The sequence below is a fragment of the Bradyrhizobium sp. Leo170 genome (assembly GCF_004296405.1).
In the GTDB taxonomy this organism is placed as follows: Bacteria; Pseudomonadota; Alphaproteobacteria; order Rhizobiales; family Xanthobacteraceae; genus Bradyrhizobium.
On sequence record NZ_PSRR01000026.1, the window covers coordinates 21,337 to 42,869 of the forward strand.

A 21,533-nucleotide genomic window follows, 5' to 3' on the forward strand; every position below is an offset into this window, starting at 1 on the left:
GGGCAATTCGCCCGGTGTTTCCGTCGGTATGACCGGATTCTGTCCATTTTCCCATCATATCAAGATATTAGGTTTCGACCAACGCGCCTCCGCCGGGATGTTCAATGGGAGCGTGAACCCCACGGTTGCCCCCCATCCGTCATTGTTGGAGGCCGAAACGCGCCCTCCCTGCCCTTCTATGATCGTCCTGCAAATGGATAGCCCAAGGCCCATTCCATCGGACTTGGTGGTGAAAAACGGCTCAAAGATACGCTCAGGGTTGCCCTCGATCCCGGTGCCGCTGTCCTCGACGGCCACTTTGATGAAATTCTCGGCAGTGCCGTCGATCTTGACACGGATCTCGTGCGGGCGGTCGGCGATTCCCCTGGTAGCATGGAGCGCGTTCATCAAGAGGTTCACGATAACCTGCTGCACCTGCACCCGGTCACAGACGATCGGGCCCCCGATATTGGCTTCCTCGACGCGGATGGTCGCCGCCGCGGCGCGCGTTTCCCGCGCCAGCAGGGAAACCGCATCCTGGACAAGGGCGCCCATATCGACGGAGCTGACCTGTGGCGCGGTCTTCTTGGCGAGCGCGCGCACCCTTCCAACCACCTCCGCGGCGCGGTTGCCGTTCGAGACGATCTTGTCCAGGCAGTCGCTCACCTCCGTGAGGTTGGGATCGGGCCGGGTAAGCCAACGCTTGCCCGATTTGCCGTAGTTGATGATGGCCGCAAGGGGCTGGTTGACCTCATGCACGATCGAACCCGCAAGCTGGCCCAGCAGGGCCACGCGCCCGGAGTGAGCGAGTTCGACGGAGGTCTGCTCGATCTTCGCCCGAGCTTCGTTTCGCTCGGTGACATCGAAGGCCATGAGCAGCACCCTGGACCAGTCCTGTCCGTCCGGCAGGACGGATACGCGCAGTACCGCATCGATGATGCGCCCGTGCAGGGTGGCGCACCGCGTCTCGATCTCCGCAAGCGAAGAACCGGCGGCCAGCAAAGCAAAGATGTGCGCGAGGGCCGGTTCGGAATCCGGCAATTGTCCAAGCATGACATTGCTATCGGCCAGATCGGCCACCGTATCGGCTTCAAACATTGCGAGCGCGGCGCTATTGGCGTTGTAAATCCCGATTTCGTTGGCCGCCGCGCGCGAAATCTGCGGATTCGACAATAACCACGATTTGCAGTCTTGGTCCGGCGCTTTGCTGTCCAAAATCAGCCGCATGGCCTTGCTCAAGTCGCATTCCAGGGCGGCAAAACCCGCCGAGTTGAAGATGGTGCTGTAACGCTGCTCGGAGCTCCGTCTTTCCGCCAGGGCACGGCGGCTCTCGGTCAGATCGGCGCTGGTCTCGATGATGCCGACGGGTCGACCGTCCGGATCTCGTCGCTCGAGCCAGCGGCTGGCCAGAATGAGCCGCGTGCCATCTCGCCGCGTTCGGATGATTTCGCCCGACCAGGTTCCATTCTGCTCAAGAGAGGCATTTACTTCCTCTGCCGAAACGATCGGCTCGAGGAGGTCGCTGCAGCGCCTGCCCAGCGCCTCGCCACGCGTCCAGCCATAGAGCCTCTCTGCGCCTTCATTCCAGTACCGGATGATGTCTGATCGGTCCCGAACGACGACGGTGTCGTGCGAGAGTTCGAGAATCCTTGCCTGCTCAGCCAAGGTGGTTCTCGCGGACCTGTCCCTGAGCGACAGCAGCACCGTGATCGCGATAGCGACGAGACTGACGGCGTAGCGCAGGTGCGCCCCTCCGAGGGGATCGTCCGCATGCCCGATAAGGAACGCGATCGTCGTGAGCACGGCCGTGACACAGCCGCTGCCGATCACGAACCTGCGGCCGAGCGGCGCTAGCGTCAGCACCACGCCCGTGTACAGGACCGCGACGGCGCCATCGATCGGGCTCAACGCATCCGCCAGGAAAATCAGCGCCGACGCAACGACAGCCGCGGCAAGTGCGAACTGCCCTCTCCGGCTGCGGATCGCCTTGAAACTACCCTGCTTTGGACCAGTGTTGGCCGCCATGTCATCCCTCATCAGGCCGCGTTCCAGAGCCGACTTTTATCGTGTCTGGCCGCAAGAATGATCATACCTAGGTTTGAATTCTCGTTCCCCTGTTTTGTCTGTACCTGGGAGCTCGAGCCGCATCCGCGGGCACCGTGCGAATTTGAAACGCTCATGCGAACCTCGGAAGACAGGATTTCAGTTGGCCGCGCAACCTTCAGTACACGCTTCGCCCGAAGCCGCACCATTTCACGAACGAGTTTCTGCCAAAGATCAATCCAGCATTGACGCGTAGTTCGTGACCGAGGGCGATACGCGCGTTGGGAAAGCCGATTCATCATGTTGAAATCAGCAATCGTCGGAGTCGTGGATTTTTGTGCGCAGCGGCGCTGGTGGGTTCTCATCATCGGAATCCTGCTCGCGGTCGCAGCTCTCGCCTATGACGTCACGCGCTTCGCGATCACGACAGACACGGACAACCTGATCTCGAACAACCTTGCCTGGCGTCAGCGTCAGTCGGCATTTTCCGAGGCATTTCCGGACAAGGGAATCCTGGTGGTGGTCTCGGCACCGACGCCGGAAAACGCTGAAGCGGCGACAAGCGCGCTGACGCAGGAACTCGCCAAGCATCCGGATTTGTTCCGCGCGGTTGTCCAGCCGGACGGAGGCGAGTTCTTTCAGCGCAACGGGCTCCTGTTCGAACCGCTGCCCAGCGTCAAGAAGTCGATCACGGGATTGTCGAGCGCCGACTTTCTGATCGGCTCGCTGGCGGCCGATCCGACCCTGCGCGGCGTGGCGAAAGCGCTCGGCTATGCGCTCGACGGCGTCGAGGGCGGAGACATCAAGCTTGACCAGCTCACGTGGCCGCTCTCGCTTGCCGACAAGACCCTGAGTGACGTGCTGGCCGGCGAGCCGGCGACATTTTCGTGGCGGGCGCTGGTGCAGGGCTCTGAGCCGCAGGCGGACCAATTGCGCCACTTCATCGAGGTCGAGCCGATCCTGGATTTCTCCGCGTTGCAGCCGGGCCGCAAGGCGACGGACGGAATCCGTCGTGCCGCAGCCGATTTGAAACTGGGCGAGAAGTTCGGCGCCAACGTGCAGCTCACCGGCACGGTGCCCATGAACGACGACCAGTTCTCGGTGATCCGGCAAAGCGCGCTGCGCGACACGTTGACGGCCTTGTTCGGAACGCTGATCATATTGTGGCTGGCGCTGCGTTCGTGGAAGATCGTCACCGCGGTGTTTTTCAGCGTGATCGTTGGCCTCGCCGTCACCGCTGCACTTGGCATCGTCATGGTCGGGGCGTTCAACCTGATCTCGATTGCATTCTTCGTCCTGTTTGTCGGGCTGGGCGTGGACTTTGGCATCCAGTTCAGCGTCCGTTACCGCTCCGCACGGCATGAGTGCGGCGATCTGCGGGAATCGCTGCGACGGGCCGCGCGCAAGGTGGGAGCCCCTCTCTCGCTGGCTGCTGCGGCCACCGCGGTGGCGTTCTTCTCGTTCCTGCCGACCAGCTATCGCGGCCTGTTCGAACTGGGTCTCATTGCCGGATGCGGAATGTTGATTGCCTTCCTCTGCAGCATCACGCTTGTCCCGGCGATGCTGGCGCTGCTGAAACCGCCAGGAGAACTGGCGCCGGTCGGTTTCAGCAGCCTCGCGCCGCTGGATGATTTCCTGCAGCGGCATCGCATCGCGGTGATCGCCGGCACCATCCTTGTGGTCCTCGCCGGAACGCCGCTGCTCCGTCACCTTCCGTTTGATTTCAACCCGATCAACCTGCAAAACCCGCACGCCGCATCGGTCGTGACCTATCGCGAGTTGCAGGGCAATCCGCTGACCTCTGGCGACGATGCCGAAGTGCTGGCATCATCGCTGAGCGAAGCTGACGGCATCGCCAAGCGGCTGGCGGCGCTCCCCGAGGTCTCGCGCACCATGACGCTCAACAGCTTTGTTCCTGATGATCAGGATCAGAAGATTGCCGTCATCAAGGCCGCCGCCCCACGCCTCCATGGCGCGCTCAATCCGCCGCGCGATCCGGCGCCGACGGACAAGGACACCGTGGATGCCATCCGCTCGACCGCGCAACATCTCTCGAAAGTCGCGGGCACCGCGACCGGCCCGGGCGCTGAGGCGGCGCGACACGTTTCCGATTTGCTGACGCGCCTGGCGCAAGCCGACACCGCAACGCGAGCAAGCGCCGAATTGGCGTTCGTCCAGCCGTTGAACCACGATCTCAACCAGTTGCGGAACAGCCTCGATCCGCAAACGGTGACCATCCAGAACCTTCCGGCCAGTCTTGTTCGCGACTGGCTGTTGCCCGACGGCAGGGCCCGCGTTGAGGCGCTGCCGAAAGGCAATGCCCAGGATAACAGCGTCATGCGTGGCTTCGCGACGGCGGTCATGGCCGCGGAGCCTTCGGCCACCGGCCCCGCGATCAGCCTCTATCAATCGGGCAGGATAGTCATCGACGCTTTCATCGAAGCGGGCGCGCTAGCGCTTGGCGCCATCGCGATCCTGCTGCTGATCGCGTTGCGCCGTGTCACGGATGTGCTGTTGACGCTGATACCGTTGCTGCTGGCCGGCGCAGTCACGCTGGAGATCTGCACGCTGACCGGCACGGCGATGAACTTTGCAAACATCATCGCCTTGCCCTTGCTACTAGGGGTCGGCGTCGCGTTCAAGATCTACTACATCATGGCCTGGCGCGAAGGGCAGACAGGCCTGCTACAATCCAGCCTGACGCGCGCGGTGATCTTCAGCGCCATGACCACCGGGGTGGCGTTCGGAAGCATGTGGGCATCGAGCTATCCGGGCATGTCGAGCATGGGCAAGATGATGGCGCTCGCGCTGCTATGCACAATGGCCGCCGCCGTGCTGTTCCAGCCGGTCCTGATGGGACCGCCGCGCCAGGTCAGAGCGGCTTCGGCGCAGCCGTCGGCCGATTCATTACCTCGCCCGGCGGAATAAATCTTCCCCTGGTCCGATCCAGGGATCAGTTGCGACGGTTTTTCTGAAAGCTCGGTTGCATTATAGCGAACTGGTTCACATTCAACGTCGGCTCTGTCATGCTACGTTCATATATCGCAGCCGGACGGAGGATCGGGCGACTGCTGCTTGAAGGGGCGAAGCTGCATCTGGCCATCGTGACCGAGCGAAAATGGTGACGTGCTCGCCTGCAACATTGCTGGAGGTTGACCATGCATTCCGTTTCAGCCGAATGGCAATCCGCTTCAACAGCTCCCTCTGACGAGGATCTGGAAATCTGTACATTGAATTATGATGGCATGGTCCGTGCGCTTCCTTTTCCTTGCCGCAGGGACGGAGCCAACTGGGTCGATCGTTCGGGCGGAATGCACGCCGACATTCATCCGACCCAATGGCGCAAATGGACTGGGCCAAACTAGCGCCCGTGGGGCGAGCGCGGCCTGGCCTTGGACTGCGCTACCGAAGTTGCGTGCTGACAGAGCCCGATCTGCAGCCAACCGAATTCGGTCTGGAAACATCGACCACAAGTTTGTCTCGCATGTTCCCGCTACCTAAGACATAGTGAGCCTCCCGTACGCCGCGGAAGTGAGGGCTCATGAACCGAAGCCCGGTGCTGATAGACCTGGCCCTCCAGGGCGGAGGCTCGCATGGTGCGTTCACCTGGGGTGTCCTCGACCGGCTGCTTGAAGAGCCCTGGATTGAGATTGCGGGCATATCCGGGACATCCGCCGGGGCGATGAACGCCGCTGTCCTGGCGGATGGCTGGACGGAGGGCGGCGCTGCCGGGGCACGCGACGCCTTGGACAAATATTGGCGGAGCGTCTCGCGAGCCGCTGCATTCAGTCCGCTGCAACGCTCGCCGCTCGACCATCTCATGGGACGATGGTCGCTCGACACCTCTCCCGCCTATCTCTTCACCGATTTGATGTCCCGGGTGCTGTCGCCCTACGACCTCAATCCGCTCGGCTTCAATCCACTGCGAGAGATACTGGCCGGGGCCATCGATTTCGAGCGTCTTGCTCGCGCGCCCATAAAGCTCTTCGTCACCGCCACGCGGGTGCGGACCGGTCGCGGACGGATCTTCCGCAATGCGGAGATAAATGCGGATGTCCTGCTGGCGTCGGCCTGCCTGCCAACGATGTTCCGCGCCATCGAGATCGACGGCGAGCCCTATTGGGACGGCGGTTACGCAGGCAACCCTACGATCACGCCGCTTGTTCGCGAGACCGATGCGCGCGACACCATCCTCGTGCAGATCAACCCGACCGAGCGACCGGAGCAGCCACGCACCGCCGCTGAGATCCTCAACCGCCTCAACGAGATTTCGTTCAATTCGCCGCTGGCGAAGGAACTGCGGATGATCGCGCTTCTTCGTCAGGTCGCCGACCCCGGTACTGGCGAGGGCGCCCGTTGGGCACAGATGAAGACGCACCGGATCAAGAGCGACATGCTTGCGGCGTTCGGCGCGTCATCAAAGCTCAACGCCGAATGGGCGTTCACATCCAAGCTGCGTGAGGAAGGGCGGCGAGCCGCCAATGAATTCCTCGACACGCACGGCGCCGATCTCGGCGTGCGTTCGACTGCCGATCTCGACATCTTGCTGACGGAGTGCTGAGGCCATGGGGCTTCTCGGCATTCTTGTCGGGCTTGGTCTGCTGATCTGGCTTGCTTTCCGCGGCTGGAGTGTCCTCCTGCTCGCGCCGATCGCCGCGCTGATCGCCGCAGCCTTCGATCGTCAGCCGCTGCTCGCCAACTGGACGCAGACGTTCATGAGCAGCGCGGCGGAATTTCTCGCACAATTCTTCCCGATCTTTCTGCTTGGCGCCGTCTTCGGGAAGCTGATGGACGACAGCGGTGCGGTCGTCGCGGTCGCGAACTTCATTACCCGCGCTCTCGGCGAGCGCCGGGTCATCCTTGCCGTCGTGCTCGCGGGCGCATTGGTCACTTACGGCGGCGTCAGCCTCTTCGTCGCGTTCTTCGTGATCGTTCCGATGGCCCAGTCGCTTTTTCGCAAGGCGGCGATTCCGCATCGCCTCGTGCCTGCCGCGGTCATTCTCGGCACCTCGACTTTCACCATGTCGGCGATGCCTGGCACACCGTCGATTCAGAACGCCATCCCCATGCCCTTCTTCGGCACGACGCCCTTCGCCGCTCCGGGCCTCGGAATTATCGCGTCGATGATCATGCTCGGCATCGGGCTATGGTGGCTTCATCGCGCCGAGAAAGCAGCGCGACGCGCAAATGAGGGCTACGGCGACACCCCATCGCCACCTCCCGAATCTGCAGCCGAGGATGAACGATTGCGCGGGCGGGCTGCGACCGCGCGGGAATTCGATCCGGCGGAGATCCGCCACGGGCACCACAGCGAAGAGGCGGCGCCGGTTTTCAACGCCATGCTTCCCTTGATCGTTGTTGTCGTCGTCAATCTCGTGATGTCGCTCCTCGTCCTGCCGCGGCTCGACTTTTCTTTCCTGGCCGAGCAGCGCTGGGGGAACACCTCGCTATCAGCCGTTGCCGGCGTCTGGTCAGTCATCGTCGCGTTGGCGGCCGCAATTGCGACAGTCATCCTCTGCAACTGGACGCGACTGCCCGCACTGCGGCAAACCATGGATGCCGGGGCCAATGCGTCCGTCCTGCCCGCATTGAGCGTCGCTAGTCTCGTGGGCTTCGGCGCCGTCGTTGCCTCCCTCCCCGCCTTCGACATGGTGCGGGATTGGGTGTTGGGCATAGAGGGCGGCCCGCTGGTGTCGCTTGCGGTCGCCACAAATATGCTTGCGGCGTTGACAGGGTCGGCTTCCGGCGGCTTGACGATCGCTCTCGATGCGCTCGGTCAAACCTACATGGGCATTGCCGCGCAGGCGGGGATTGATCCCGGAATTCTACATCGCGTCGCAGTGATCGGTGCCGGAACGCTGGACATTCTGCCCCACAACGGCGCCGTCGTGAGCCTGCTCGCGATCTGCGGCCTGACGCATCGCAAAAGCTACCTCGACATTGTGATGGTCGGCATCGTGAGCTCCGTTATCGCTCTCGCCGCTGTGATCGCAATCGGCACCGCGTTCGGGTCGTTTTGACGCCGCAAAGCGACGGCACTGCTTGATCCTGTCGAAGAAGCGTTCGAGGCGGCTGCAGGCTCCATAGAGGTGAAATCATGGAAGACATGAAAGTCACAGCCACCGGGTACGACTTTCGGACTGCCCACGCTGCCATGCAGCGGTACGTTGACGAGAATCTTCTTGCTGGATTCTCTTCCGCAGTGCTCGTCGGCAGAGATTTGGTAGACGTGCAATGCATTGGCTGGGCCGACAAGGAAGCTCAGATACCATTGCGGGTCGACCACATATTCCGCGTCTTCTCCAACACAAAGCTGATCACATCCTGCGCCGCGCTTCTCTTGTTCGAAGAAGGCCGCTTCCAACTGGATGATCCGATCGAGCGGTTCATTCCGCAGCTCGCGGACCGTCGCGTGCTGCGCCCCGGCGCGACGTCATTGGACCAGACCGAGCCTGCTGTCAGGCCGATCACCATTCGCCATCTGTTGAGTCACAGTTCGGGGCTGAGCTACGGTCTTCTTGACCCGGGCACCTTGATTTTTAATGCGTACAAGGAGCGAAAAGTACTCAATCCGGCGACCACGCTTGCGGAAATGATGGACGTATTGGCCGAGCTGCCGCTGGTTTTTCATCCCGGAACGTCATGGGAATACTCGGTGGCCACCGACGTCCTGGCACGTCTTGTCGAAGTGATCAGCGGCCAGCGCTTCGATGCGTTCATTCAATCGCGTATTCTGGGCCCGCTTGGCATGGCGGACACCGGATTTGTGGTGTCGGATCGCGATCGCCTCGTCGCCTATTATGCCGGTGCCGACCTGGTCGACCCCAGGAAGCCGGGACTTACTCGCGCAGATGACGCGCCATATCCGGGGGCTTATCTGCGTGCTTTCCCGAGGCAGAGCGGCGGCAGTGGGTTGGTCTCGATCTTGCCGGACATGGTAAAGCTCATTCGAAGCCTGCTGCCGGGTGGTCCGACTTTGCTGAAGCCGGACACGATCAAGCTGATGATGAGCAACCAGCTACCTGAGGGTGTGTGGCTACGCTTTGCTGGTTATGGAGAACTTCAAGGCAAGGGGCACGGGCTCGCGGGAGCGCTGATCCTGGAGCCTTCCGCGTTCGACCATCCGGACGCGGGAGGCGAGCTCTTTTGGGGCGGGCGTGGTGGCACCCAATGGTGGATTTCGCCTAAAACGAATACCGCAGGCTTGATCATGGCACAGCGTGAGATGGGGCATCCATTTGTCGTCGAGTTCAAACGGCTCGCGTACGAAGCGGTGACGCGCAAGGGCTGATACGAATGGCCTCACAGTCGCGCTGCCCGATGCTTACGACTAGGGGCGTGTACTCATAAATCGGGAAGCTGCGGATCAGGGCACGCTTGAGGTCTGCTATGCCACCAAGAGCGGCGCGAAAGCGGACATCGCCGGAGGTCCGAGTCGGGCCAGAAGCGGACCGTCGTGCCTGGTATGAATGCTGGGCGCTGGCATAACGCCTCAGCGTCGAGTACCTCTGGACGCGCCGATCCCAAAACCAGGAATCACCGTCGTGCGCACACTATCCCCCTCAACCATCCATCCCCCTTTGGCGCGATATAGCCACGGGTATTCCGTGCCAGCGGGCCACCGGCTTACCATCACAGCGGGCCAGCTTGGCATCGAGCTTGATGGTAAGATTCCCGCGGATAGCGAGGGACAGGCTGAAATCTGCTTCAAGAACATTGAGGCCATCTTGGCGGAAGACGGAATGACAATGGCTAACGTCGTCCGCCTGAGCGTGTACGTTACAGCACGCGAGCATATGGAGGGCTACCGACGGGCGCGCGACCGGCGATTTCCGGGTGCGCCGCCAACGACCACGCTGATCATGGTGGCCGGATTGGTCCGGCCGGAGTTCGTGATCGAGATTGAGGCGATTGCAGCAGCCGCTCCTTAGCGGAGTAACCCACCATACGGAGCGGGAGCTCTGGGCGCCATTCTATTAAAGTGACATGGTACGTTCGCTCTGAGTCATCGAGCCGTCAGCTTCGGGTCCGGAAGCAGTCAGCAAGCCGAGCAAAGTCATCTGCGAAGCTGTAAGGCGGACCAGTTCATTGTGCCGTAAGCTCGATTATGCCGAATCCTTGAAAGGGTCGATTGAAATTGCTCATGATTGTCCTGTTAGTAGTCGGCATAATCGGCAAGGCCTGAAAGCGAGCGAGCAGCTGACTTGTGGACATGGCGGCGTCAGTATTTTAGGCCGGTATCGCACAGCACAGTGGCAACGGTCGCATCGACCTTCAATCGACCAGATCTAAGTAGCTTCGCTGCGGCGCAGACATTGACGGCAGCAGAGTAGCCGACGTAAAGTCCCTCCATGACCGCAAGCTGACGGTGCCAATACTCGACCTCGGCGTCCGTTACCGTCAGGCTCAGGTCCATAAGTCCGGTGTCCCAATGCGGTGGAACTAGGCCGTAGCCGGTGCCCTGCACGATATGTCGCGCTTTTTCGACCTTCTTCCCCGCTAAGGGTTCGCTCCCTTCCGGTTCGACCGCCGCACACAAGGTTGCTGGATTGGCAGCCTTCAGCGCCCGAGCAACGCCGATGAAGGTGCAGCCAGTGCCAACGGCCGCGACCCAGCCGTCCACGGGTCCGCCGAACTGTTCCAGTATCTCGGGACCGGTGGTGGTCTCGTGCGCGACGATACCTTCAGATGCATTGAATTGGTCGACATAGTACCCGCCGCCATCACGGGCGATTTGTGCTGCCACATCGGCGGCGGCGGCGACATCAGCTCCCGTCACCTGTCCCGGTGTCCCATCGACCTGGGGGACGAGTACAACCCTTGCCCCCAATCCCTCCATCATCCGCGCGCGTGCGGTGCTATTCCCGGCTGACATAGTTGCAATGAAAGGATGCCCGAGCGCGGCGCACACCACGGCGAGGCCCGCACCCATGTTGCCGCTGGTCATCTCGACTACGGGCATGCCGGGCTTAAGTCTCCCATCTTCCCGCGCTGCCAGCACGATTGCCTTGGCGGCGCGGTCCTTCACGCTTCCACCAGGTTGCAGGAACTCCGCCTTGGCAACTATCCGACCTGGTCCGGAATGCACCCGATCCAGCGCAACCAATGGCGTACGCCCGATAAGATCGAGGGCCGAAGCGAGCATTGTGGTATCTCCCGATTATGCTGCGGATATCATTGCCAGCGCATTCTCTCAATGCCGCACAAGCGTTACGTGAAGCGGAGCCTGACGTTCCTTGACGCTGAGGAGATAGCGGCGCTGCTGGTTGCACCGGATCGAACGACGTGGGTAGGGCGGCGTGACCACGTCCTGCTGGTGCTTGCACTTCGATAGCCCAGATTGTCCGCAAAGAGTCAAAACCGGCAATGCGCCCATCGAGCCGAAGATGTCTGCTTAGCCGTCAAAAGCCGACATCTGCGCCGTTATGAGTACACCCTAGCGGCCCAAGCGAGATACCCGCTCACGGTCAGAACCGATGCAGCAGTGGAAACAAGGATGACATTGGAAGTGATATCAGCCTCGCGCTGGTAGAACTCCGCCAGCATGAAAGGGCCTGTCCCGGTCGGGAGAGCGGCCAGCAGAACCGCAACATGGGTGAGCAGCGGTGACAGGCCGAACACGGCGGTCGCCATGACCCAGGTGACGGCCGGCTGCAGGACAAGCTTGAAGCTGACGAGGAGAGCTGCCGATCCGATGTCCTGCTCCGTGGTCTCGCGCTTGGCTGCAAGGAACAGTCCGAGCGCAACAAGCGCACAGGGCGAGGCTGCGCCACCCAACAGTTTCAGGAAACTTTCTGCTGGGGCGGGAACACTGAGCCCGGCGAGCGGAACGATCGCCCCCAGCGCAGGCGCGACAAGCAAGGGATTGCGAAGCAGCGAGCCGCCCACCTTGATGAGAAGGTGCTTGCGTCGCTTTTCGGTTTGCAGGCCGGCCTCAATCAGCACGATGGCGATCGCAAACAGGATGCAGACCGTGATGATCGTGGCGATGAGGGTCGGGGCCAATGCGTCGCGGCCAAGCGCCACCAGCGCCAGCGGAAAACCGACAAAGCCAACATTCGCGTAGCCTGCATTCAGGCCGTCGATCGCGGCATCGGCCAGGTGTCGCGGGCGGCGCAGACGAACGGCAATTGTCAGGCAGAAAACCAGCGCCGCGCCGATGCCGAATGCCGCGATGAAGCCCGGCTGCCAGACGTCGGTCCATTGCGCGTGCGCGATGACGTCAAAGAGCAGGGCCGGGAGCGCAAGATACACCACGAAGCGGTTCAGTTCCGCCGACGCGTGGGAGCCGAGGACGCCGAGCCGGCGAGTGAGCCAGCCTGCGAAGATGAGCGCAAAAATGGGGAGGACGGTGGTGAGGGTCGAGAGCATCGGAGAGCCTGACTTCAAAATTGCCGGTTAGCTCTATCCGGCCGTTCTGATATCATCCAATACCGATTGACGCCCCCATCCATACCTTTTCGGCATCATGATCGATATCAGGCAGATGCGTTACTTCGTGGCCTTGGCCGAGACGCTCCACTTCGGGCGCGCAGCCGAGCGCCTCCACATCAGCCAACCGCCGCTGAGCCGGCAGATCGCAGCCCTGGAAAAGGAACTCGGGGTCCGCCTGTTCGAGCGTCACTCACGGCGCGCGACGCTGACCCATGCCGGCCGGCGCTTCCTGGAAGACGCACGCGCGGTGCTGATCAGCTTCGACCAGGCCTGTCGTAACGCGCGTCTGGCCGAGCGCGGCGAATTGGGCGAGCTTTCCATCGGCTTCATGATGCACGCGGCCTACACCGTCCTGCCGGGGCTGGCGCGGCGTTACATGGCCAATCACCCGGGAGTGCGCGTCGAATTGCGGGAGGTCGTTCCCGCCACTTTGGTCGATGCTGTGCTGGCCGGGCAGTTCGATGCAGCCATCATGTTCAACCCGGGCCCCATTCGCGGCCTCGAGACGCAGACGATTTATCGCGAGCGGCTGTGCTTGGCGGTGCACGTCAGCCACCCTCTCGCCGACCATGAGGTCGTCCGGGCCAAGCAACTCAATGGCGAGCCCCTGATAGCTGTCCCCACCGACGTCGCACCGAAGCTGCGCGAGGCGATCGCCGCCTATTGTCGTTCCGGCGGGTTTGAGCCCACGTTCAGGCTCGAAGTCGCACTTCAGCAGACAATCGTGAATCTCGTAGCGGAGAACCTTGGCATTGCCCTGGTGCCGCAATCCATGGGGCAGTTCGGCATTGCGAATTTGGTCCACCGCAAGCTTGAAAAAGCACCGACCATCGAGCACGTAGTCGCCTGGCGGCCAAGCAATCTCAATCCGGCACTCCAGCCATTCCTTGCGGAAGCGCGGGCCGTTGCCCCGTAACAGGTGAGTGCGTTGCTGCCGTTTCCCGCGCTTCGATTAACTACAATCCAATTTGTATTTGTCTGAAAGCGGGGCGTTCTGCCGCCTGCCAACCTGACGAAATCGCTTGCCGCGTCGGCAGCGCGTTGCATCCGGGCAACAGTTCCAGGAAAAAGTGTCAACCTGCACTTTCCGCCATTGTGCGTCCACAACTTGATCCGAAAGATCAACACCGTCGCATGCTTGGCTGTGTAACTCGGCTCAAGTGGAGCCCTTTGGAGGCTACGGGATGAACCCGCGGCAATTTGCGACAGTGGCGCCGGCGCTGTGCGGAACGATCGTTCTCGCAGGTTGGGTCGTTGCATCGCTCGGCGGCTTAGGTTCGGCCAGCATCGAGAACGCCGGCGCGCTGCCGATCGAGGATCATCCCGCACCATCTCTTTCCACCAACGCCGATCTTTCGACCAACGCCGAGCTCGCGGATGCAGCGCAGGAAGCCGCAGCGGGAGCCGCCGCTGTCGTCGCTTCCGCAGATGTGGCCGCGGCCGTCGAGTCGGTGAAGGGGATCGTTACCGATGCGCCGGCGGCCTCGGTTGAGGCGGAACCGATCGTCGAAGCTGCGCCGCCCGATGCGTCGCAGATGGTGCCGCCCGAAACACCGCCCATGCAGATGGCGACAGCGAACACGCCTGACCCGATCCTGAACGACGACGGCAGGGAGGCCGCAAACCGCATCGAAATTCTCGACGAATGCCTGGTCGTGGACATCTGCGTCGACCGATACCTGTGGGCGCTCTACCAACGTACGCCCAAGGAAGACACCAACAAGGTGTATGAGCAGAGGAAAGTGACAGTCCGGAAGAAGCGCAAAATGGTGACTGTCACCAGGACCTTTACCCGGCTCGTCGATGCAGACTTTACCTGGAAGGATCCGAAGGCGGCGGAAAGAGCCGGCATGCCGATGATGGACTACGTGATCGGAGGCATGGACCGGGGCTTCAAGCTGAAACTGTTCCATGCGCTTTACGCAGCCGAGCAAGCCGGGCTGTCGCCCGGCATCACCAGCGCGTTCCGCGATGACTACCGTCAATCGATCGCAAGCGGCCTGAAGGCGGCAAGCAACAGGTCGTACCATGGCGGAAGCTTGCGCGGCGGCTATGGCCACGGGCTTGCGGCCGATATCGTGAGCGTCAAAGGCGCGACACGGGCGCAGCGATGGATTTCCACTGAAACCCTCTGGAAATGGGTCGACGCCCACGGGAAGGAGTTCGGCATCGGGCGACCGTATCTCGATCGAGATCCGCCGCATGTGGCGCCGATCGACGGCAAAGAATATGCTTCTCACCACGGCGGAACGAAAGTTCGCCACGCGCAAGCGGATGTGAAAAAGCGCACCCGGCTGGTTATGCGGTACGATCGCGGCGCGGCGAAACGCACAAAAAACGCGAGAGCGTCGAAGGGGAGAACGATCTAACCATATTTCAAGCATGCGCTCCCGCGACGCGGGCAAGCTCTGCCAAATTCCTTAATTGCGCCGCTCGAATGTCCCAAGAACCATACGGGTTCGGATCGGGCCGGCTGGTGCTGCAGATGGAATGCGCATGATTCCCTGTTTTGTGAAACGGAAGCGCAACCAGACACGGCGGCAGCCAGCGTATCTTGTCATCGCCGCTCTCGCCGCGCTGATCGCGGCCGGAGACCCCGCGGACGCCAGGGGCGGCCGGAGTGAGCGCTCGGTCGAATCCATCCAGTCGCGCATCGCCGGCGAACCGATCATGGCCATCGTTGCGCTCCAGGACCAGCGGATCACCGTTTACGACGCCAATGGCTGGATCCTGCGCGCGCCGGTGTCGAGCGGCCAGAGAGGACGCGAAACGCCCGCCGGGATCTTCAGCGTTATCCAGAAGGAAGCGGAGCACTACTCCAACCTGTATGACGACGCCTACATGCCGCACATGCAACGCATCACCTGGTCGGGCATCGCACTCCATGGCGGCCCGTTGCCCGGCTATGCCGCATCCCATGGCTGCGTGCGGATGCCTTTTGATTTCGCAGCGCGTCTGTTCGACGACACGCGGATCGGCTTGCGCGTGATCGTGGCACCCACGGATGTGGCGCCGATCGAGATTGCCCATCCGGCTCTGCTCCAGCCGAAGCCGGGCGTCGTTGCTTTGGCCGCCACCCGTCGCGCAGAAGCCGATGAGGCGGCCAGAAAGGCGGATCAGGCGAGGCTCGCCTCCGCGAAGGCTTACCGGGAATCAACACAGGCATCGATGCCGGTGCGCGTTGCGGACAATCTGAAGCGCAGGGCCGAGATGCAATTGGCCAGCGCCGAGGCTGCGCTTGGCTCCGCCACTTCGCCTGAGGCAAAAGAACAGGCCGAGCGCACCAAGGCGCAGGCGGTCACCCGCATTGCCGAGTTGCAGGAACAATGGACTGCGGCAAAGGCGGAGCTGCAACCGAAGCTCGATGCCGTCACGGCGGCGCGCGAAGCCGCCGTCGCCGCGGAGAATGCGCGGATTGCGGCAGCCGAGGCCGCACGCCAGGCGGCGCGCGAGCTCGAGCCGGTATCGGTGCTGATCAGCCGCAAGACCCAGCGGCTTTACGTCCGGCGAGCATTTGAGCCCGTCCTGGACAGCCCGGTCACCATCCAGGACCCCGATCGTTCGATCGGCACACATGTCTTCACTGCCATGGAGCCGACCGACGGCGGCACCGGCGTGCGATGGAGTGTTGTTTCACTGGAGAGCAGCCGTCCGCACGACGGCACAGCTGAACCTCACGATCCGGCACGCGGCCGCAAAGCTCGCGAGGTTGAGCCAAAGAAGACGGAACCAGCCGGCGCAACGGCCGCGCTCGACCGGATTGTCATTCCGCAGGACGTACTGGATCGCATCGCCGGGATAACGCCGCGTTCGTCTTTGATCATCACCGACGAGGGGCCGAGCTCCGAAACCGGCAAAGGAACGGAATTCGTGGTCCTCATGAGCGGCGAGCCGCAGGGAGGAATCAAGATGCGACGACGCGCTCCGGCGAGCGAGTATCCCTCCGCGCGCGTACGCGATCGCCAGCTTTTCTGGGGCCGGCCGTTCGCGGGACCGTTTTCCACGTGGTGAGGCGGTGCTTCTCGCACTGGTAACGACACACATGCGCAGCGCCAAACCGGACGTATCGCGGCGAAATCTGATGATGCGACAGCAGGCCGCGCCGCGCTGGCGTTCTTGATATCCGGAGCGTATAGTTGAGGGTCACTTGGCGGTAGTGCGGAATGTCAGTTTTCTCAGGCAGATTGGGTCTCGCGGTCACTTTAGCAGCGCTCTGTCTGGGCGGACAAACGGCCCACGGCCAAGTTGCCCCCATGACATATTGGACTCCAGGCTGGCCACTCGGCTTTGACAATGTGACGGTCGACCAGAGTTCGAACGCATACGGCAACTTTCCGAGCTTTGACGCCAGTGACGCTCGCGGCGGCCGCTTTTCCTATGCGCGCTACAATTTCCCGAACGGGTGGTTCGTCGGCAGCGAACGCGGCACCATGGACTTGAGCGGCATCAACCAGTATGCGGCCTTTGGCAATTTCGGCTCGCTCTATACTGAGGGCGTGCAGTTCGGCTACAGCTTCAAGAACGCTGGCGGGTTGCCCCTCACGGTCTATGCCGGCTTCGACACCTTGAAATACAATACCGGCATCGGCAGCCCCTTCGCTCCCTTCGACTCCGTGTCCGGCACGTTGCCGGGCTATAGCGCGCATGCAGGCATCGAAATCCAGCCGGCGTCGAATCTCAGCCTGTCGTTTGGCGTGGGCTACACCCAACAGTCGGGGCGCATCGACAGCGACATCAATTCGTCCTTGCTGCCCGGCGCTTCTCCGTTTGCCTTCGGCGCTCGTCGCTAACGCGCACGCTTCAAGGGCGTCGGGACAACCGGGACGCAGTCTCACAGCGTCGGCTCGAGCGAGATCATGCTTGAGCTGGCCGCTCAAATCGCGCATCAATGCTTTACATTGCGCACCATAAAAACAAAAGGGAGGCAATCATGAGGACGCTCACAGCCGCGCTGTGCGCCCTGGCGCTGTTCGCAACCGGCGCGCAGGCGCAAACCGTCAAGGATTTCCTGGCGCAGGTTACCAAGAAATGGACCACGCCGTTCGAGCCGTTTCAACTGATCGGCAACATCTACTACGTCGGCACCGACGGCATCGCCGTCTACATTATCAAGACGTCGCAGGGCCTGATCCTCATGGACACCGCACTTCCGCAGTCCACCGGCATGATCAAGGACAACATCGCCAAACTCGGGTTCAAGCTCGGCGACATCAAGTACATCCTGAACACGCACGCGCATTTCGATCACACCGGCGGCTTTGCCGAGATCAAGAAGGAGACTGGCGCGCAGCTCATTGCGGGCGAACGCGACAAGCCCTTGCTGGAAGGCGGATACTATCCCGGCGATGAGAAGAACACCGACATCGGCTTCCCGCCTGTGAAGGTGGACCGCGCCGTCAAGGAAGGCGACAAGGTCACGCTCGGCGACACCACGCTGACGGCGCACGCGACGCCCGGCCACTCACCCGGCTGCACGAGCTGGGAAATGACAGTCAAGGACGGCGATCAGGACCGCGATGTGCTGTTCTTCTGCAGCGGGACCGTCGCGCTCAACAGGCTGGTCGGCAACCCGACGCATCCCGGTATCGTCGACGACTACCGGTCGACATTCGCCAGGGCCAAGGCGATGAAGATCGACGTGCTGCTCGGCCCGCATCCGGAAGTCTACGGCATGCAACAGAAGCGCGCGCAAATGAAGGACGGCGCGCCGAACCCGTTCGTCAAGCCCGGCGAGCTCGCAACCTACGCGGCGGGCCTCGAACAGGATTTCGACAAACAGCTCGCCAAGCAGACGGCCGCGCTCCAGAAGAGCAACTAGACGCCGTGAACCAGTGGCTATTTATAGCGCCGTGCCGCCGCCAAACTTGGACGGATCGTTGTAGCTCGGCGTGTCGTCGTAGTAGTGCACTGGCGGCCGAGGCGCTTCATAAGCCCAACCCGGAACGGCGTAGAACGGGCCAGGCGGAACCATGATATGTCGCGGTTCGAAGTGGTGATGCATCGTCGCCGCACTGGCCGATGCAGACAGGCTGATCAACAGGCCCAAGGCCAAGAAAGCACGCATCGCGTTTACTCCAATTAACCTGTCGCCCTCTTTCATCTGATGAAGTGCGTTCGAGCCGCCATCGTCCCAAGGCATAGCGGCTTCACGATCTGTCACATCAGCGGGATTATCGGGCACGCCGGCTGTGCGCGGCGCCGGCCCGGCTCATTGAAGCCTCCGACGGCTCACGCATCGGCCATCTTCTTGAAGGCCTCCCGGTCAACGACCTTGACGTGGTGTCGACCTCGCGTGGTTATGATCTTCTTCACGACGAGCGCACGGAATGCGCGGCTGAGCGCCGGAAGGGTAATCCCGAGATAGTCGGCGATGCTCGAACGATCCATCGGCAGATATATTTCCGAAATCGGCTCGTTCCGCGCAATCTGCAGGTGCTCCTGGAGCTCCAGGAACATGGCGAGCCTCCTCACCGCTCTTTTCTGGACAAGGAGAACCGCATGATGCTGCGCCTGACGCAATTCGTCGCAGAGCTTCACAATGACCTGCACGTCGAGATTGGCGCTGCTGCTCAGAATCCGCTGCACCGACTGCAGCGGCATCTTGTAGGCGATGACCGGGGTCGTGGCCCTGGCCGTGTTGGTGTACCGCGCCTCCTCGGTCAAACCGAAGAGGTCGCCGGGATAGAGAAAGGACATGACGGGCGGTCCGTCCGCAAGCATCCGATATGCGGTGACGACCCCGCTTATGATGTTGAACACCGCATCGGCGCGGTCGCCTTGATTGTAGATCCGCTCGCCTTTCTCGAAGCGAACGATCGCAGCGATCTTTGCAAGCTGTGCGCGCTCGTCGTTGCTCAACAATTGATGCCGGACACGCTTCTTCGGATTACCCGGCGTCCAGGGATCGGTCGCATGAATCGCGGGTCCCGCCATGCGAGTTGCGTTAGTCGGCATATGTCGTCCACCTCTTTCCATTGCTGATGATTAACCGATCTGCCGGGTTTCTTTTTTGATCGCCGTCAAAGAATACCTACGTTCGCCGGCGTTGGCGCAACCGGAACTGGCCGCGAACACGCGCCGCGCAAATTTGATCCTGATCAAACTTTCGCCCACCAAGGAGGCTGCCTTTTTTCAGTTGGTACGCGATAATTTTGGCGGTAATGGCGGAATGGGGAAAGCGGTCGATGTCGTCGGATTCAAGCGATCCCCGCCTGACCTATACGCAGAATATCGAACGATACCGCCGGCTCCTGAAGACCCAGTTGAGCGATGCCGAGCGAGAATTCATCGAGCGACGGATTTCCGAGGCGCATCGCGCTTACGAGACACCGACCGACAGATTCGTGGTCCGCGCCAATATCGATCACTTCCTGAAGGCTTTGTCGGACGACGACCTGACGCCGGAGAAGCGGTCCACCATCACCAAATTGCTGATCGAGGAGGCGAACAAGCTGAGCCATGACCTGGAGCAGCTTCAGTTCACGGAGGATCGAGTACTGGCCGGCCGGAAACGTCTCGAGCAGCTCAGAAGCAAATTGAACGACCCACGATTCGATCCGGCCAATCGATCGCAGGCGAGCCGGCTGCTTGCGACAATGGAAGAAACCCAGCGGTTGCTGGAAGAGTTTTGCGAACAATTGCGCCGCAAGGTCATTGGCAGGGATGGCATCTAGAGCATGATGAGATGAGGTCGGATCGTATCCGCGATGAACGCTGTGCTCCCTCTCCCACTTGCGGGAGAGGGCCGGGTTGAGGGTGTCTCCGCGATGGGACTATCCGTGGGGAGAGAGCCCTCACCCGCTGCGCCAAGAGCGCGGCGACCTCTCCCGCAAGCGGGAGAGGTGAAACCAAATCGCATCACGCCATAGCCCGCGATGGCTCGCGGGTCGGCGACCTCGCGCCTCAATAAGGCTGATCGCGTATGTGCAGCATGTACAGCACGCGGGAGATCATCAGCTCCCCTACCAGAAAAATGCCGGCACAAATGATGATGTCGACCCATGTCAGCGATAGCGCGTTCTGACAGACCACCAACGGCAGAAGCGATTCCGGAATCTGGTCCAGCCCAACCGCCTGGGCGCTGGACGGCAATTTGAGACGACGTTTGATGAAGCTGGAGATGATGTCGCCGAGCATGGCAAGGCATCCCACCAGAGCACCCGTGGCAACGCTCACGCCAAGCACCGGCGCAGCCGCCGCGGTGACAGCGACGGAAAGGACGACACCCCTGATCGTCTTCGATTGGCCCAGCAAGGGGCGTCCATCAACGAAAAGCACCCCGGCATCCAAAGGGAATGCCAAACGAGACCCGAATATTTTCTTTGCGATGACCGGCGTGCCGTTCGCGAAGGTCAAGAGCGCGAGCGATTGCAGGATTGGCCAAAGGTCCATCTGAGTATCCTGCGCCGGCGCACGGCAGGTCGGGTACAAAGGATAGACGCGCCGCCCCTGCCAATTCAACCTTCAGCGCCTCCACGATAGGACGCGATCGCCTTGCGAACAAGCACCGCGACATCGAAGCGGCGGTCGACATACTGACGGCCTCTCGCGACATTGCGCCGCGCTTCGTCGCCGAGTTTGACCCGCATCAATGGAGTACCATCACAGAACGGCTAGGTTGGCGGTCTCAGCGAGGAGGTCTGCCATGAACGAAATTCCCCAAATTACCATTTCCTCGGCGAAGGTCGCGGCGATCCTCGCGAAGGCACGGCAGTTCGACGTCAAGGACGCGGTGACCGACCCGGAGCCCGCCTCCAACGCGAGCGACGATGCCATGCTTTCGGTGCTCGAGGATCATCGCGACGATCCCGTCAGCGGCGAACTGACGGCGATCATCCGTGGCCTGAACGAGGACGAACAGGTCGACCTGGTGACGCTTACGTGGCTCGGTCGCGGCGACGGCGAACTCGACGAGTGGGACGACCTTCGCGCGGAGGCCGCCCACGCGCACAACAGGCGCACGGCGGAATATCTTCTGGGAATGCCGTTGCTCGGCGACTATCTGGAAGAAGCCTTGTCGCAGTTCGGGCATTCCGTGGAGGAGTTTGAGCAGCCGCTCTAGGGTCTGTTGGGATTCA

General features: G+C 61.8%; 19 protein-coding genes. 12 read left to right on the top strand and 7 right to left on the bottom strand.

What is annotated here, in order from left to right; genetic code table 11:
- Window positions 1-54: 54 nt before the first annotated feature.
- The gene (locus CWO89_RS07495) at window positions 55-2,004 is read right to left on the bottom strand and encodes a PAS domain-containing sensor histidine kinase (RefSeq protein WP_130577993.1); all 1,950 of its coding nucleotides are present in this window, start codon (window positions 2,002-2,004) and stop codon (window positions 55-57) included.
- A 318-nt stretch (window positions 2,005-2,322) separates the two neighbouring features.
- On the opposite strand from CWO89_RS07495, the gene hpnN reads away from it, so the two are divergent.
- From hpnN to CWO89_RS07520, 5 genes are all read left to right on the top strand, one after another.
- Window positions 2,323-4,950: a hopanoid transporter HpnN gene (gene hpnN, locus CWO89_RS07500; RefSeq protein ID WP_130577994.1), complete on the top strand. Its 2,628-nt coding sequence runs from the start codon at window positions 2,323-2,325 to the stop codon at window positions 4,948-4,950.
- 613 nt (window positions 4,951-5,563) lie between these two features.
- Window positions 5,564-6,583, top strand: a complete 1,020-nt coding sequence (locus CWO89_RS07505; RefSeq protein ID WP_130577995.1) for a patatin-like phospholipase family protein — start codon at window positions 5,564-5,566, stop codon at window positions 6,581-6,583.
- A 4-nt stretch (window positions 6,584-6,587) separates the two neighbouring features.
- The gene (locus tag CWO89_RS07510; protein ID WP_130577996.1) at window positions 6,588-8,042 is read left to right on the top strand and encodes a GntP family permease; all 1,455 of its coding nucleotides are present in this window, start codon (window positions 6,588-6,590) and stop codon (window positions 8,040-8,042) included.
- Between the two features lie 77 nt (window positions 8,043-8,119).
- On the top strand, window positions 8,120-9,313 hold the full coding sequence (locus CWO89_RS07515) for a serine hydrolase domain-containing protein (protein WP_245475801.1): 1,194 nt from the start codon (window positions 8,120-8,122) through the stop codon (window positions 9,311-9,313).
- Window positions 9,314-9,566: 253 nt separating this feature from the next.
- Window positions 9,567-9,953 carry a RidA family protein gene (locus tag CWO89_RS07520; RefSeq protein WP_245475802.1) on the top strand — a complete coding sequence of 129 codons (387 nt, stop codon included), beginning with the start codon at window positions 9,567-9,569 and terminating at the stop codon, window positions 9,951-9,953.
- Between the two features lie 290 nt (window positions 9,954-10,243).
- Here the strand turns inward: CWO89_RS07520 and CWO89_RS07525 are convergent, their stop codons facing one another.
- Together CWO89_RS07525 and CWO89_RS07535 are read right to left on the bottom strand one after the other, a co-directional pair.
- Window positions 10,244-11,167, bottom strand: coding sequence for a PLP-dependent cysteine synthase family protein (locus tag CWO89_RS07525; RefSeq protein WP_130577998.1), 924 nt, complete (start codon window positions 11,165-11,167; stop codon window positions 10,244-10,246).
- Between the two features lie 278 nt (window positions 11,168-11,445).
- Window positions 11,446-12,393, bottom strand: coding sequence for an AEC family transporter (locus CWO89_RS07535; RefSeq protein WP_130577999.1), 948 nt, complete (start codon window positions 12,391-12,393; stop codon window positions 11,446-11,448).
- 97 nt (window positions 12,394-12,490) lie between these two features.
- Between CWO89_RS07535 and CWO89_RS07540 the strand changes: the two genes are divergently transcribed.
- The 5 genes from CWO89_RS07540 (at window position 12,491) to blaBJP (ending at window position 18,274) form a co-directional block, all read left to right on the top strand.
- Complete coding sequence (locus CWO89_RS07540; RefSeq protein WP_130578000.1) at window positions 12,491-13,372, top strand: LysR substrate-binding domain-containing protein; 882 nt, start codon at window positions 12,491-12,493, stop codon at window positions 13,370-13,372.
- A gap of 268 nt (window positions 13,373-13,640) precedes the next feature.
- A complete protein-coding gene (locus CWO89_RS47665) occupies window positions 13,641-14,825 on the top strand; it encodes a M15 family metallopeptidase domain-containing protein (RefSeq protein ID WP_245475803.1) in 1,185 nt (394 codons plus the stop codon).
- Window positions 14,826-14,952: 127 nt separating this feature from the next.
- A complete protein-coding gene (locus CWO89_RS07550) occupies window positions 14,953-16,467 on the top strand; it encodes a L,D-transpeptidase family protein (RefSeq protein ID WP_165421044.1) in 1,515 nt (504 codons plus the stop codon).
- Window positions 16,468-16,709: 242 nt separating this feature from the next.
- Window positions 16,710-17,246 carry a hypothetical protein gene (locus tag CWO89_RS07555; protein ID WP_394565646.1) on the top strand — a complete coding sequence of 179 codons (537 nt, stop codon included), beginning with the start codon at window positions 16,710-16,712 and terminating at the stop codon, window positions 17,244-17,246.
- Between the two features lie 140 nt (window positions 17,247-17,386).
- On the top strand, window positions 17,387-18,274 hold the full coding sequence (gene blaBJP, locus CWO89_RS07560; RefSeq protein WP_130578003.1) for a BJP family subclass B3 metallo-beta-lactamase: 888 nt from the start codon (window positions 17,387-17,389) through the stop codon (window positions 18,272-18,274).
- 21 nt (window positions 18,275-18,295) lie between these two features.
- Here blaBJP and CWO89_RS07565 read toward each other — a convergent pair whose 3' ends face one another.
- Together CWO89_RS07565 and CWO89_RS07570 are read right to left on the bottom strand one after the other, a co-directional pair.
- Window positions 18,296-18,637 (bottom strand): hypothetical protein, encoded by a 342-nt coding sequence (locus CWO89_RS07565; RefSeq protein WP_130578004.1) that lies wholly within the window; start codon window positions 18,635-18,637, stop codon window positions 18,296-18,298.
- Window positions 18,638-18,684: 47 nt separating this feature from the next.
- Window positions 18,685-19,389, bottom strand: a complete 705-nt coding sequence (locus CWO89_RS07570) for a Crp/Fnr family transcriptional regulator (RefSeq protein WP_165421045.1) — start codon at window positions 19,387-19,389, stop codon at window positions 18,685-18,687.
- 251 nt (window positions 19,390-19,640) lie between these two features.
- Between CWO89_RS07570 and CWO89_RS07575 the strand changes: the two genes are divergently transcribed.
- A complete protein-coding gene (locus CWO89_RS07575) occupies window positions 19,641-20,129 on the top strand; it encodes a hypothetical protein (protein WP_130578006.1) in 489 nt (162 codons plus the stop codon).
- 229 nt (window positions 20,130-20,358) lie between these two features.
- On the opposite strand, the gene CWO89_RS07580 is transcribed toward CWO89_RS07575, so the two are convergent.
- A complete protein-coding gene (locus CWO89_RS07580) occupies window positions 20,359-20,847 on the bottom strand; it encodes a CDP-archaeol synthase (RefSeq protein ID WP_130578007.1) in 489 nt (162 codons plus the stop codon).
- Between the two features lie 65 nt (window positions 20,848-20,912).
- On the bottom strand, window positions 20,913-21,044 hold the full coding sequence (locus CWO89_RS48795) for a hypothetical protein (protein WP_283813516.1): 132 nt from the start codon (window positions 21,042-21,044) through the stop codon (window positions 20,913-20,915).
- A 56-nt stretch (window positions 21,045-21,100) separates the two neighbouring features.
- On the opposite strand from CWO89_RS48795, the gene CWO89_RS07585 reads away from it, so the two are divergent.
- Complete coding sequence (locus CWO89_RS07585) at window positions 21,101-21,517, top strand: DUF3775 domain-containing protein (RefSeq protein ID WP_130578008.1); 417 nt, start codon at window positions 21,101-21,103, stop codon at window positions 21,515-21,517.
- Window positions 21,518-21,533 lie beyond the last annotated feature (16 nt).

What these genes read in the sequence shown, in the direction of transcription:
- CWO89_RS07495 (WP_130577993.1), bottom strand. Translation starts at nt 2,004, where the DNA reads ATGGCGGCCAACACTGGTCCAAAGCAGGGTAGTTTCAAGGCGATCCGC.
- hpnN (WP_130577994.1), top strand. Translation starts at nt 2,323, where the DNA reads ATGTTGAAATCAGCAATCGTCGGAGTCGTGGATTTTTGTGCGCAGCGG.
- CWO89_RS07505 (WP_130577995.1), top strand. Translation starts at nt 5,564, where the DNA reads ATGAACCGAAGCCCGGTGCTGATAGACCTGGCCCTCCAGGGCGGAGGC.
- CWO89_RS07510 (WP_130577996.1), top strand. Translation starts at nt 6,588, where the DNA reads ATGGGGCTTCTCGGCATTCTTGTCGGGCTTGGTCTGCTGATCTGGCTT.
- CWO89_RS07515 (WP_245475801.1), top strand. Translation starts at nt 8,120, where the DNA reads ATGGAAGACATGAAAGTCACAGCCACCGGGTACGACTTTCGGACTGCC.
- CWO89_RS07525 (WP_130577998.1), bottom strand. Translation starts at nt 11,167, where the DNA reads ATGCTCGCTTCGGCCCTCGATCTTATCGGGCGTACGCCATTGGTTGCG.
- CWO89_RS07535 (WP_130577999.1), bottom strand. Translation starts at nt 12,393, where the DNA reads ATGCTCTCGACCCTCACCACCGTCCTCCCCATTTTTGCGCTCATCTTC.
- CWO89_RS07540 (WP_130578000.1), top strand. Translation starts at nt 12,491, where the DNA reads ATGATCGATATCAGGCAGATGCGTTACTTCGTGGCCTTGGCCGAGACG.
- CWO89_RS47665 (WP_245475803.1), top strand. Translation starts at nt 13,641, where the DNA reads ATGAACCCGCGGCAATTTGCGACAGTGGCGCCGGCGCTGTGCGGAACG.
- CWO89_RS07550 (WP_165421044.1), top strand. Translation starts at nt 14,953, where the DNA reads ATGATTCCCTGTTTTGTGAAACGGAAGCGCAACCAGACACGGCGGCAG.
- CWO89_RS07555 (WP_394565646.1), top strand. Translation starts at nt 16,710, where the DNA reads ATGACATATTGGACTCCAGGCTGGCCACTCGGCTTTGACAATGTGACG.
- blaBJP (WP_130578003.1), top strand. Translation starts at nt 17,387, where the DNA reads ATGAGGACGCTCACAGCCGCGCTGTGCGCCCTGGCGCTGTTCGCAACC.
- CWO89_RS07570 (WP_165421045.1), bottom strand. Translation starts at nt 19,389, where the DNA reads ATGGCGGGACCCGCGATTCATGCGACCGATCCCTGGACGCCGGGTAAT.
- CWO89_RS07575 (WP_130578006.1), top strand. Translation starts at nt 19,641, where the DNA reads ATGTCGTCGGATTCAAGCGATCCCCGCCTGACCTATACGCAGAATATC.
- CWO89_RS07580 (WP_130578007.1), bottom strand. Translation starts at nt 20,847, where the DNA reads ATGGACCTTTGGCCAATCCTGCAATCGCTCGCGCTCTTGACCTTCGCG.
- CWO89_RS48795 (WP_283813516.1), bottom strand. Translation starts at nt 21,044, where the DNA reads ATGCGGGTCAAACTCGGCGACGAAGCGCGGCGCAATGTCGCGAGAGGC.
- CWO89_RS07585 (WP_130578008.1), top strand. Translation starts at nt 21,101, where the DNA reads ATGAACGAAATTCCCCAAATTACCATTTCCTCGGCGAAGGTCGCGGCG.